This window comes from Proteiniphilum sp. X52, from assembly GCF_003712195.1.
Taxonomy (GTDB): Bacteria; Bacteroidota; Bacteroidia; order Bacteroidales; family Dysgonomonadaceae; genus Proteiniphilum.
The window spans coordinates 1-12,816 of record NZ_RDSD01000032.1 but is presented as its reverse complement, the minus strand read 5'-3'; the positions used below and the strand labels follow the sequence as shown (position 1 = coordinate 12,816).

11 protein-coding genes and 1 tRNA gene are annotated in these 12,816 nt (G+C 45.2%); 4 read left to right on the top strand and 8 right to left on the bottom strand.

Features of this window, described 5'->3' with window-relative positions:
• Nucleotides 1-54: 54 nt before the first annotated feature.
• Nucleotides 55-882 carry an AraC family transcriptional regulator gene (locus tag D7D25_RS16585; protein ID WP_122970064.1) on the bottom strand — a complete coding sequence of 276 codons (828 nt, stop codon included), beginning with the start codon at nucleotides 880-882 and terminating at the stop codon, nucleotides 55-57.
• Between the two features lie 303 nt (nucleotides 883-1,185).
• A tRNA-Ala gene (locus D7D25_RS16580) sits at nucleotides 1,186-1,259 on the bottom strand.
• Between the two features lie 336 nt (nucleotides 1,260-1,595).
• Here D7D25_RS16580 and D7D25_RS16575 point away from each other — a divergent pair.
• The 3 genes from D7D25_RS16575 to D7D25_RS16565 all read left to right on the top strand — a co-directional run bounded on the left by D7D25_RS16575 (nucleotide 1,596) and on the right by D7D25_RS16565 (nucleotide 3,638).
• On the top strand, nucleotides 1,596-1,904 hold the full coding sequence (locus D7D25_RS16575) for a DUF4286 family protein (RefSeq protein WP_148038967.1): 309 nt from the start codon (nucleotides 1,596-1,598) through the stop codon (nucleotides 1,902-1,904).
• Nucleotides 1,904-2,476 carry a crossover junction endodeoxyribonuclease RuvC gene (gene ruvC / locus D7D25_RS16570; protein ID WP_185140288.1) on the top strand — a complete coding sequence of 191 codons (573 nt, stop codon included), beginning with the start codon at nucleotides 1,904-1,906 and terminating at the stop codon, nucleotides 2,474-2,476. The genes D7D25_RS16575 and ruvC overlap by 1 nt, the downstream gene beginning before the upstream one ends.
• A gap of 193 nt (nucleotides 2,477-2,669) precedes the next feature.
• Nucleotides 2,670-3,638 (top strand): hypothetical protein, encoded by a 969-nt coding sequence (locus D7D25_RS16565; protein ID WP_122970040.1) that lies wholly within the window; start codon nucleotides 2,670-2,672, stop codon nucleotides 3,636-3,638.
• A 172-nt stretch (nucleotides 3,639-3,810) separates the two neighbouring features.
• On the opposite strand, the gene cysK is transcribed toward D7D25_RS16565, so the two are convergent.
• The 6 genes from cysK to D7D25_RS16535 all read right to left on the bottom strand — a co-directional run bounded on the left by cysK (nucleotide 3,811) and on the right by D7D25_RS16535 (nucleotide 10,462).
• Nucleotides 3,811-4,758, bottom strand: coding sequence for a cysteine synthase A (cysK, locus tag D7D25_RS16560; protein WP_122970039.1), 948 nt, complete (start codon nucleotides 4,756-4,758; stop codon nucleotides 3,811-3,813).
• Nucleotides 4,759-4,888: 130 nt separating this feature from the next.
• Nucleotides 4,889-5,818: a TolB family protein gene (locus D7D25_RS16555; protein WP_122970038.1), complete on the bottom strand. Its 930-nt coding sequence runs from the start codon at nucleotides 5,816-5,818 to the stop codon at nucleotides 4,889-4,891.
• Nucleotides 5,819-5,838: 20 nt separating this feature from the next.
• Entirely contained in the window at nucleotides 5,839-6,873 is a 1,035-nt protein-coding gene (gene hemH / locus D7D25_RS16550; protein WP_255417360.1) for a ferrochelatase, read from the bottom strand.
• 2 nt (nucleotides 6,874-6,875) lie between these two features.
• Nucleotides 6,876-7,904, bottom strand: a complete 1,029-nt coding sequence (locus tag D7D25_RS16545; protein ID WP_122970037.1) for a type I phosphomannose isomerase catalytic subunit — start codon at nucleotides 7,902-7,904, stop codon at nucleotides 6,876-6,878.
• A 74-nt stretch (nucleotides 7,905-7,978) separates the two neighbouring features.
• On the bottom strand, nucleotides 7,979-9,985 hold the full coding sequence (locus D7D25_RS16540) for an alpha amylase C-terminal domain-containing protein (protein ID WP_122970036.1): 2,007 nt from the start codon (nucleotides 9,983-9,985) through the stop codon (nucleotides 7,979-7,981).
• A 27-nt stretch (nucleotides 9,986-10,012) separates the two neighbouring features.
• Nucleotides 10,013-10,462 carry a YhcH/YjgK/YiaL family protein gene (locus D7D25_RS16535; protein ID WP_255417359.1) on the bottom strand — a complete coding sequence of 150 codons (450 nt, stop codon included), beginning with the start codon at nucleotides 10,460-10,462 and terminating at the stop codon, nucleotides 10,013-10,015.
• Between the two features lie 153 nt (nucleotides 10,463-10,615).
• Here D7D25_RS16535 and D7D25_RS16530 point away from each other — a divergent pair, with 153 nt between their 5' ends.
• The gene (locus tag D7D25_RS16530; protein ID WP_122970034.1) at nucleotides 10,616-12,055 is read left to right on the top strand and encodes a PDZ domain-containing protein; all 1,440 of its coding nucleotides are present in this window, start codon (nucleotides 10,616-10,618) and stop codon (nucleotides 12,053-12,055) included.
• Nucleotides 12,056-12,816 lie beyond the last annotated feature (761 nt).

Here is a 12,816-nt window from a genome sequence, read left to right as displayed (position 1 = left end):
TTGTTCCACGGCTCAATTTTTTTTGTCGGGAGGTGCAATTTGCCCTTTAGCGTCTTAAAGGCGTGGTGTTGTGTTTGTTTTGGGTGAAAAACCATATTGTTTTTTAAAGGCTTTGTAAAAATGAGAGAGATTTTTAAATCCGACTTCCGCATATACATCCCTGACTTTCATATCCTGATTCATGATCTTGTCGTATGCCACTTCCAGCCTTTTTTTTATAAGCCATTTTCGAGGGGGTAGTTCACTTACTTTTGCAAAATCACGTTTAAAGGTGGCAAGGCTTCGTCCGGTATAGGAGGCGATCTCTTCCAGCGTCAGGTCGTACATGTAATTTTCGTTCAGGAAATCAATAATGTCAATCTTCCAAGGTTCGGTAAAATCGAACAGGACAGGAGAAAATTGATTATCCGTGTTTAAAAGGGAATAGACAGCCTCCTGCTCCTTCAGTTTTATGATATCATTTGTCGGCTGTACCGACGAGTCAAAATAGGGGAGTAGTGAATGGAAAAGACTGCTCATATCGGGGCGTAAAGGTATTCTGAAAACATTCTCTTCAGGCGCCTTTATATCGTTGGACTTTTCTTTTTTCCCCATGTTATTGTAGAATTCCCGCAGAAAATTACGTCTGAACAAGAATGTTATACCTTTGTACGGTTGCTTGTCAGCATATAGTTTTGTCAACCGCACCCTGTGATTCCGGCGTATGAACACACATTCACCCGGGAGAATGGTCAATTCTTTTCCTCTGTCTTCTACCAGAAGTTTGCCGGCATAAGTGTATATAAGCGAGTGATCTTTTATGGCATGTACGCAGGACGTATTATTATCTGCATAGCATGAAAAAATAATACCGGAATAGTTGATCATTTCAGGAGAGCCCATATCATTGGATTTTGTGAATATCCGCAAAGATAATAACATCCTCTGAAATTTTATTTGCCCGCGGGCTGATATGAAGTAGTTCAACAGGATTAGTTCAAATGATTTAATATTGATTGGTACCCAGATTGCACAAAGCTATACGTTTGCTATCCGCAATTACGGTTAAAAACCCTATTTATTTCTGAGGTTGGTTGGCCTTCCCTCAAACAGCGGTTTTTTAATAAATGTTACGCAAATGTTGCGCGAATAGACAAAACAAAAAACCTAAACAGTTATGTGTGAACTGAATAGGTCTTAATAAGGTGGAGATTACCGGACTCGAACCGGTCACCTCAACACTGCCAGTGTTGCGCTCTAGCCAGATGAGCTAAACCCCCATGAACTTCGTAGAAAAACTCTCTGTCGCCTTTGACGGTGCAAAGATAATAATTTTTCTGTAATAATCTATTTCATCTTGTGATTTCTTTGTTTTCGGATGATTTGTTTTTCTTATAAAATAGCCGTAAATTTGATGGAGCTATTCAAGATGGAAACAAATAGAACAATTGAAATAAACGAAGAGCAGTTGAAAGCCGTGGAGTAGAGTATGACGAAAGACATTTGCCGGTGCCCGCGCGGAGCACCTGTTGAGATCGACCTGGAAGAGAGCTTCGATTTGGGGCAAAGAATTTGTATTTGTAAAATCATTCAGAAAAATAAAAGATCACGATAATATGATTGTTTTTAACACCACTTTTCATGTGGAGGAAGAGATCCGGGAAGAATTTGTAGAATATATGTTGCGGCATTTTATTCCCATGTCTACGAAAAGTGGCTTGCTCACATCTCCCCGTTTGTCGCGTGTATTCGGAAAAGAGGAAGGAGCGGGTCATTCTTTTGCCATGGAGTTCCAGGCAGTCGATCTGACAGCGCTGGAGCGGTGGAACAGTGAAGAGAGCGGAGCTGTTTACGCTCCGTTGTTAGAGAAATTCAAAGAGAAGATGGCTGGATTTTCCACCGTGATGCAAACCATTAGTGGATGATACGGAAAGAACGGATTATAATGGGAATCGACCCCGGTACGCAAGTAATGGGATATGGTATCCTGCGTGTGCTTGATAACAAACCTTATTTGGAAGCGATGGGGGTGATGCAGTTAGGCAAATACGACGATCACTATTTGAAACTGGCAAAGATTTATGCTCGGGTCATAGGACTTATCGAAGAATATCTCCCGGATGAGTTGGCTATCGAAGCACCTTTCTTCGGCAAGAACGTCCAGAGTATGCTCAAGTTGGGACGTGCCCAGGGAGTGGCCATGGCTGCCGCCATATCAAGGGATATTCCCATTTTTGAGTACGCTCCTCTGAAGATAAAGATGGCTATTACCGGGAATGGCCGAGCCGCCAAAGAACAGGTAGCCTATATGTTACAGAAATTGCTCCATATCTCGGATGAGAATATGCTCCCGCAATTGGATGCGTCGGATGGCCTTGCCGCGGCGTTGTGTCATTTCTATCAGGCGAATATCGCCACGGGTGAAAAAAAATACAAGAGCTGGAAAGATTATGCGAACCATAATCCGGAGAAGGTGAAATCAGTCGGTGAGCGGTAATAAAGGTAAACGAGTTTATCTTTGTCGACTGGAAGCAGGTTGTTAAAGAAGAATCAGCGGGTGAGCGAGCACAAACATAAACGGGTTTGTGTTTGCCGGGCGGGAATCGATTGGGTGGGGCGAAAAGTGACGGAGTTGAGTGAAAAAAATCATTTTGTGAGGAATTAATTGCAAAATTTTTTATCTTTGCCTTATGAATCAACTAGTATCCCATATTGAATTTTTACTGCATGATCACAATTGTGTGATCATTCCCGATTTTGGCGGTTTTGTGGTAAATACTATTCCCCCGCAAAGGGATGGGATGGCAGCTTTTCACGCACCTGTCTGCGAACTGGTATTCAACCGCGACCTCACCCATAATGATGGGTTGCTGGCCCAGTCCTATATGAACAACGACAGCATGACATTCGAGGCGGCCATGCAAAAAGTGGAGCAGGATGTGCAGATGTTGAAACGGCGGTTGCGTGAGCAGCACCGGGTGGATATGGGAAAGCTGGGTTCGTTTGATATGCATGACGACAGGCGTTTTGTGTATACTCCCGGAGCATTTGTCCGGCCCTCACTTTTCGGATTGACCCAAGCTACCCTGAAACCGTTGATACAAATGCATCCCGTAGTACCCGTGCCGAAAAGCGAAAACAGGCGGAAATGGACCCGTAAGGCTGCCATGACGGCAACCAGCGTGGCTGCCGTAGCCCTGTTGATGTTCATCCTTCCCGTAAGCGATACCACCATGGTCCGGCAATCTGCCCGGATGCTTTCTCAAACCGGGTGGTTACAGTCCAAAACATCTCAACCGGTGAACCGTATCGCCATGACGGATGAATGGTTGGTAAATGAAACGGAAAAAGCAGAAGAATATTTAACTACCTCAAACGCGATGGAGGTTCCTGCTGTGGATGCTGTTGTACAAACCGTTCCCGGCGATTTGCCCAGATATTACATCATCATGGGGGTATATAGAGGAGTCGAGTCGGCTCAAAAAACCACACAATTGTTGCTTGATGAGGGCTTTCATCAGACAGGCTGGCTGGAGCGAACCGACCGTATCGATGTGTATGCGGCATCATTTACCGATGAAGCTGCCGCAAAAGTCTATTTAAAGGAAGTCCATAAGAAATTTCCCGGGCATGACGATGCCTGGATTCTAAAAAGATAATTGCCATGTCTTTGAAACGTAATGTTATCGCCGGCTTTGTCCTTTATTGGGCATATCAGCTCTACAGATATAGGAAGACCCTGAAATCTCCCTTCGACAGGTTCCGTTTTCCGGATTTTTGATTTTCTACCTTCTGCCGGGATCCCCTTTTGACACTCCATCTGGAATCTCTCTATAACGGATATTCGTCGAACGCGTAAAGTAGGGTCGAGAGATAACGTTCACCCGTATCGGGCAATACCACCACAATATTCTTTTCGTGGTTTTCGGGTTTTTTGGCAAGCTGGAGCGCGGCATAGGCGGCCGCTCCTGAGGAGATACCCACTAATAATCCTTCTGAGGCGGCCAGTTTCCGGCTGGTGCGAATAGCGTCGTCATTGCTCACTGGAATTATCTGATCGATTACGGAAGCGTTATAGGTGCCCGGAACAAAACCGGCCCCGATTCCCTGAATTTTGTGAGGCCCAGGCGCGCCGCCGGAGAGGACGGGCGAGTCAGCCGGTTCCACAGCCACCACTTTGATATTGGGATTCAGTTCTTTGAGCCGTTTTCCTGCGCCGCTCACCGTTCCGCCGGTGCCCACCCCGCTCACCAGGATATCTACTTTTCCATCTGTATCCCGCCATATCTCTTTACCGGTAGTGTGATAATGGATGGAAGGATTGGCCGGATTTTCGAATTGTTGCAGGATGATGGCATTGGGCAACTCAGCCTGTAACTGCGATGCTTTTGCAATGGCTCCCTTCATCCCTTCGGTACCGGGTGTCAGCACCAATTCGGCACCCAACGCTTTCAGCAGGTTTCTTCTTTCGATACTCATGGTCTCAGGCATGGTGAGGATCAGGCGGTATTTTTTGATAGAAGCAACAAATGCCAATCCGATACCTGTGTTGCCGCTGGTCGGTTCAATGATTACCGAACCGGCTTTCAATAACCCTTTTTTTTCCGCATCTTCCACCATCGACAAAGCAATCCGGTCTTTCACGCTTCCCAGAGGATTGAAGCTTTCCAATTTGGCGATGAGATGGGCTTTGGCTCCTTCCGATTCCTTGAACTGGTTGAGTTTCACCAATGGGGTGTTACCCACTAAGTCTGTTAACTTTTCTGCTATTTTTCCCATACATTATATACATTAAAATTTTTGACAAAAATAGGAACTATCCTATGGGCGTGAAATAGCATAATCATGGTATTTTTGTGCGATTGCTCTCTTCTTCAGGGATTATATTGTTTTTCAGGGATAGAACTGGTTACTCTGTCTCGCTTTTATATCTTACAAAGGCAATCTGTTTACCGTCGGGTGACCAGCTATGCACATTGATAGTACCCTGTCCGCCATAAAAAACAGATGTCAGATCACGGCTTTCACCAGTCCCTCCGTCCAGTAACCTGAGTTTTACATCTTTTCCGAAAGGGTGTGCTCCTTTCTGATCTTCTATATAAGCGATGTAAACAATACTTTTGTTATCTGGCCCAGGGTGGGGAAACCAGTTGTCATAGTCGTCGAACGTGAGTTGTGTCTGCTCACTTCCATCCGGCCTCATCCGGTAAATATGCATACGTCCTGTCCTGTGGCTGTTAAAATAGATCCATTCTCCGTCGTAACTATATTCGGGACCGTCATCCAGTCCTTCAGCATCTGTCAGCCTGATCTCTTCACCGGTAATAACGTGTGTCTTATATACATCCCATTCATCGTTACGCATGGCGCAATAGGTCACCCATTGATTGTCGGGGCTCACCCCGTGCCAGTAACTGGGATAATTGCTGGTGATAAGACGGGGTACGCCACCGTTAGCCGGAAGGATGAAGATACGGGAATTGCCTCCCGAAGAGGATACACGTGAATCATTGTGACTGATGATAAGCCATTTTCCATCAAACGATAATCCGTGATCATTATTACAGTTATCGGCAAAACCGGTGTTAATTATCCCCATATGCTCGCCTTTCACTGATACTTTCTCCAGCTTTCCCCTGGCATTAATAATCAGATATTTTCCGTCCCTTGACCAGTTGGGCGCTTCAAAGTGCCGCTGTTCATGCAGGATGACTTTCTCTTTGCCGGTCTCTACATTCAGTAAAACAAGCTCGCTACTGATATCAGTATGCTGAGCTGATATTTCAACATGGATCAGTAATGTAAAGAAAGTAAATATGGTGAGGAGAAACGTCTTCATGCTGCATAATTTTTCAAATATCAGGTTCTCTCTAAAATTTTCCAGATAGCTTCTACCCAAACATCATTACCATTGAGGGCCGGAACAACGGTGAACTTTTCTCCCCCCGCTTCCATGAATAGCCTACGTGCTTCGATATCGATATCGTAGAGCGTTTCCAGATTATCGACCGGAAAGCCCGGGGCAATTACGGCCACTTTTTTCCATCCTAATTTGGGAAGATCACCGATATCGGTGTCGAGAAAAGGATTCAACCAGTTTTTACCTCTCTGCGAAGAGTAGAAAAGGAATGTATCATGCGGATCGATATCCAGCTTCTCACAAAACAGCCTGTTGGTCTCTTTCAGTTGATAGACATAGTCGTATTCCTTTCCTTTTTTCCATCCGGCTTCCACTTGTGCCAGAGGGAGGCTGTGATAGGTGAATATCACTTTATCGATATCTTCCAGATAAGGTTTCGCGTGAGATGTGAGTGCCTGGATAAAAGCGGGATGATTGTAATAGGGTTCGGCAAACTTCAACCTGAAAGAGTGGGGGTGTTTGTAGAAGATATTCCCTATCATATCCTTTGATGTCTGCGTGGTAGATTGCGCATAATGGGGATACAACGGGAAGACGATTACTTCATGAAGCAGCGGGCATCGTCGTTCCAATTCCCGGAAAGCGGAGGCAACATCGGGTTTCCCGTACCGCATGGCGATCTCCACAGGAACACCTTTTCGCTCTTCCAGTGTTTCCGCCAATTTTCGCATATGGTAAATCAGAGGGGGTGGCGTAGTCCCTTCGTTGGGCCAGATCAATTTGTATTTCTCTGAGACCCGCGATCCGCTGCCTGGCGCGATTATGTTTTTCGCGAGGAGTTTTGACCACCATTCCGGTTTTCCCGTCAGAAGCGGATCCGAAAGCATGGCGGCGATAAATTCCTTTACCTCACCAGGCTCTGTAGTCGCCGGAGTCCCCACGTTCATTAATAATATACCTCTCATGTCCCCTCTCCCGTTTATCAGTTCTACATTCCACACCAAATCGCCATCTCTTCCTTTGCACCTTCCCACTTCTATTCCCCTACATAGGTCTCCAGGAGTTTGGACGACTCATCGGGTATAATCGTCACCAATCGGGTATCCGCGGGAATAAGCATCGACTCACCCTGACGAAGAGTTTCGCTGTTGCCTTTATCGTCTTTCACGGTACATTGGCCAGCCATGCAGATGTAAATTACGAATGAATCGAGCGCGGTATAGTTCCGTGCCATCTGGCTATCCATTTCCAGCAGGTGGGTAGTAAAATAGGGTGATGTGACTAATTTCACAGGATGATTTGTGTTCTTTCGGTATTCTGTTTTATATGAGTCGTATACCTTGAAGTCGATCGCGTCTTTTGCCAGCTCCGTATGGAGTTCCCGGCTATTTCCGGCAGCATCTTTACGGTTATAGTCGTAAATGCGGTAGGTGATGTCAGAGGTCTGTTGTATCTCTGCGATAAAGCATCCTGCGCCGATAGCGTGCACGCGTCCGGCAGGAAGATAGAAGACATCACCGGCCTTTACATCATGCTTCATGAGTTTATCGGTGAAAGTATTGTTCTTCACCGTCTCCGGATATTCTTCGGGGGTAATGCTCTCTTTGAATCCGGAGTAGAGATATGCTCCCGGCGCGGCGTTGATGACATACCACATCTCGGTTTTACCGAAAGAGTTATGACGCTTCTTTCCCAGCGCATCATCGGGATGGACCTGAATGGAGAGGTCGTCACGGGCATCTATAAATTTTATGAGCAGGGGAAATGTATCTCCAAATTTTTGACACACTTTTTTCCCGACCAGTTCTTCCCCGCAACGCTCGAGCAATTCATCCAGCGATGTGCCGGCTAAATAGCCGTTGGAAATACGGGAGATATTGCCGCGTACCCCTGAGATCTCCCAGCTCTCGCCAATACCTTCCTGAACAGGCTCGATCTTTTTGAAGCGACAGATATCCGATCCCCCCCAGATAACCGGTTTCAGGATCGGTTCGAACTTCAACGGATAAAGCCTACCCTTATTGGTTGAAGAATCCTTTATTGTATTGTGATTATTACTTGACATGTTGATGGTGGGTTTTGTATATGATTTTTTATTCAGAGTGAAAATTCAAGAATTCAGAATTTGACCACGTCGATTTACAACCGTCTCATCACCATGGCGGTCCGGGCAGGCAGATAAAGACGCAGCCACCCTTTGTTATCTTTCGCGTGGAGCGGATCGTACATGGTAAAATGATGAATAGTATCGTCATTGAGTCCGAAACCTCCAAACTGTCGGTTGTCGCTATCGAGCACAATCTCATATTCCCCGGCCGGAACCAGGATGCCATAATCGCTATATGATTTCTGTGGATTGAAATTATAGACAAATAGCAGCTCTTTCCGCATATATGCCAGTATATTATCATCGTCTTTATCCCATATCTTCACCAAGGGCAATGCCTGGAAATCGGGGACGGACCTGATAAGCCTTATCATCGCCTTGTCGAAATCACCCAGGTAATGGTATTTCAGGTTATGGTCGTCCGCCAGATGCCATTGGCGGCGGGCATACTTGTGAGACCATTGATTGCCTTCCCGTGGAAAATCGATCCATTCGGGGTGTCCGAACTCATTTCCCATAAAATTGAGATAACCGCCATTCATGGTCGTTGCCGTTACCAGGCGGATCATCTTATGCAGTGCGATGCCGCGGTCTACCGCATAGGAACTGCTCATCAACTTCGACATGAACCAGTACATGTCGGCATCGATCAGTCTGAAGATAATGGTTTTATCGCCAACCAGCGCCTGATCGTGACTTTCCGCGTAGGAGATAGTCTTTTCATCGGCACGCCGGTTGGTTGTTTCCCACCAGATGGCGCTGGGATGCCACTCTTCGTCTCTCTTCTCCTTGATCGTCTTGATCCAGAAGTCGGGAATATTCATGGCCATACGGTAGTCGAACCCATATCCGCCCGACTCTATGTCCAATGCCAGGCCGGGCATGCCGCTTACTTCCTCAGCAATGGTGACGGCGTGAGGATTTACCTCGTGAATAAGCTGGTTGGCCAGGGTGAGATAGCAGATAGCGTTCGGATCCTGATGCCCGTTATAGTAGTCTCCATAGGAACTGAAGCTTTCCTCCAGACCATGGCTGTAATACAACATCGATGTAACGCCATCGAAGCGGAAACCATCGAAGCGGAACTCTTCCAGCCAATATTTACAGTTGGAAAGCAGAAAATGCAACACTTCATCTTTTCCATAATCAAAACAGAGCGAATCCCAGGCCCTATGTGCCCTTCTATTGGGGTCACCGGGGAAATAAAGGTCGTAGCTTCCATCCATCCGGGCGATCCCTTCCATTTCGTTCTTTACAGCGTGCGAATGGACGATATCCATGATCACGGCAATCCCCATTTCGTGGGCAGTATCGATGAGTTGACGCAGTTCATCGGGTGTGCCGTTGCGGGAAGAAGGTGCGAAAAAACTGGATACGTGGTATCCGAATGAACCATAATAAGGATGTTCCTGGATAGCCATGATCTGAATGGCGTTGTATCCGTTCTCCTTTACCCGTGGTAGTATGTTTTCCCTGAATTCGTTATAGGTTCCCACTTTTTCTTCGGCCGTGGACATACCTATATGGGTTTCATAAATAAGCAGGGGTGAACAGTCCGGTTTGAAACCGGTGTGCTTGAAGTTATATCGGCTTTCAGGTTCCCACACCTGTGCACTGAAGATCAGTGTTTGTGGATCCTGCACCACACGTCTGCTCCACGCGGGAATCCGTTCTCCCGAACCACCTTCCCAACTTACATGCAATTTGTAAAGGTCTTCGTGATGAATGCGTCCCGGCGGTATCTTTACCTCCCAGACTCCATTGTCCATTCGTTTCAAACGGAATGATTCCTGCCGCTGCCAATCATTGAAAGTGCCCACCAAGAAAATTTCGGTGGCGTTTGGAGCCCATTCGCGAAATACCCATCCATCCCCGGTTGGGTGTAATCCGAAATAGAGATAACCGCTCGCGAAATCAGAAAGGGTGATCCCTCCTGCCTGTGTGAGGTCGGATAGCCGTTTCAAATAAAAATTATGGCGCCCTTCAATTGCTTCGGCATAGGGATTGAGCCAGGGATCGTTCTTGATAATGTTCAGCATATTTCGTATCAGATTAAAAGGGAACAGCTAAATTACCGCCACCTTTATGATAATTTTTTTGATCTCTCCTTCACCAATCAGGGGAGCATGTCCATCCTCGGGCGAGAAGATAATAAATTCACCAGGCACAAGAGTGACAAATGTCGACGGATCGTCATCGAAAAATTCAATGTCATTATTCACATCGTAACCCTCTTTCGGCTGTGACAACGATGAGAGGGACTTCCAACCGAATGTTTCGGCTTTCGTAACCGGCATCTGTATATCGATAAACCTTTTATGTGTCTCGAGTTTTGCTGCTGCGGCCGGTTTCAGCTTTGCCTCAGCGATGGTGGCCTTCAACAGATTCCCCTCGATCTCAGTGGTGCCTGCCTCCACATTATCGATATCCAATTTTCCGATAAATTCGAAAGCTTTTTCAAAAAGCGGATGCAAATTATAATAGTTAGCTGCATTCGCAAGGTTGTCAACAATCATCGTTCCTTTTGTTAAGTTATGATTCCAATAGGGCAAAGATAGGAATTTGTAAATATTTCTCTCCATTTTTGACAGTAAAAAAGCGCACACAAAATAAAATAGAGAAAAATGCATATCTTTGCGACTTAAGTTTAACAAATCAGTAATTTCATAATGAAACGAATTTTTTCGGTTATTTTATTGATCATTTCTATTTTTACAGGACGGTTGTTTGCGCAAAATTCAGATATTACCTGTAGCCTCGGTTTTACCTTTGAGATAAGTGATGACAGAAGTTGGGGATACAAAGAGCCGGTTATTGTGGATATTACTCCCGGTTCTCCGGCCGAAAAAGCAGGACTCACACTGAATGATATCATTCTTTCCGTGAATCGGAATGGGACTTATCTTAAGTCATATCAGACTATTATGTCGTGGTTCAATCAGGATGCGCGTACAATGACCCTTGCCATTCGTAATTTCAAGCATGCTTTTAAGGAGGTCACCATCGAAAAGGATTGTCGTCATGCCAATGCCATCAGTGAAGCTCAGTTGGCACCGGTGTTTTCTTTTTACAGCCTTGAGGATGTACAGAACAGACGTTTTTTAATACCGGTAAAAACGACTGTCAACGAAAATGCACTCTTTCATAACTACCGTACATATGCCTTTTCTCCTTCCGATGAGAGTACGCGGCAGCTTGACGACCGGATCAATGCTATCTTTATTCGTGCTCTGGCTGAAATGGGATTACAATATGATCCGGGCGATCCCGATTTTATTATCCAGACCTATTATAATTATGAGAGCAATCCGATGTATAAGGCCGGATCGCCCACTTATGGAAGTTATCAGCCTGTGTGGCGTTTCGACACAAGAAGCAACAGAATGGTGAAACTCCCTCTGTATAACCCTTCCGAAGCGGTTCGAGTGGACGATATCGCTTATCATCTTGAGTTCGGATATCGCTTCTTTGACAGAAAATTTATTGAGGCGGGAGATATGATGCTGATCTGGGAGAGTGAAGTCCAGGAGCGCCTGGGTAGTCATTACGATCTGGTGGATTACCTCGAAATGAACCTTCCGTTGCTATTGAAGAAATTCCCGAACTCGGGGAATAAGTCGTTTGGTACTTATCATGTGAACTATTTGAAATACAATTATACCGGTATCGGGTATAATATGAATGATCTGAAGACAGTGGTGTCGGTGGATCCCGGCTCTCCGGCCGCAAGAGCGGGTATTTTACCGGGGGATGTGGTGATTAATATACAGGGGCAGAATTTTGACCATACCACTCAAACGCTTACGGAGGGATATCGCCGTTTTATCGCGGAGACCATGAACCTCAGGGATAAAAACACTCGTTACACCGACTCCAATGGCTTTAAAGATTGTATGTTCTGGGATGTGGCGCAATACAATGCAGTATCTACAGCCATCGCCAATAACCGGCGGTACAAGTCGGCGTTTTCCTATCTGTTCAATTTTAACCAGTATATAGACTGGAGCACACCTGTCTCCATTAATATAATAGTATTGCGGGATGGCAATGAACTGAATTTTGCAGTGATACCTCAAATTACCGCAAGCTCACATATTCTGGCATATTAATAATGTGCCAATAAGACTCATGGATTAAGAAGTAAAAAAGTGGAAAGGTTGTATGATTTGAGGATTTAACGATTTGCCGGGAAGGAGTGGTGATTGAGAAATAAGAGGATAGAATTTCCTTTGAAACGAGTGCTGAGTCAAGTTTACTTGTGCTTGCCGAGTGACGCCAGAAAATGGAAATCCATAAAACATTGTTCTTTAGTGGTTTGTTTTTTAGCCTTCATTCCCTGAGAAGTGTCAGCTGAAAAAATATTCAAAATAAGTGAGGAAATATTTGGAAGTTATTCTTGAGAATTACTATCTTTGTAACCCTTTCGCTCAAAAAGCGGGATCATTATAGAGATAATGAAACAAGCAGATTGAAATAAAGTAAGTGTAACGATTGAAAATCAGTTCCTTTGTTTCGGATGCGAAAAAATATTGAAAAAACTTTCTCAAAAGTTTTGGAGATTAAAAATAAGTTTCTATCTTTGCACCCGCTTTCAGGAAATAAGTACTGAGGTGCGAGACAAGAAAAAGCGATCTTTAGTAAATTTACATATACGTTTTTAAGAAGACAAAGCAGAGTATACAAGTGGTCGAGGTCTGTTTATCAGTGGGAGGGGTCTTTCGGGTTCCCCGCCATGGGATGAAAGGCCGAGATCAAATTGGTACCCGTTCAATAAAATACAGGAAAAAGGAATAAATCGTGAATCCGGGGGTTCGGGAGAGAGTCTTTTCGTGGTTATTTTTCGTTTGTCCGCATTCCGGATCAGTCCGGG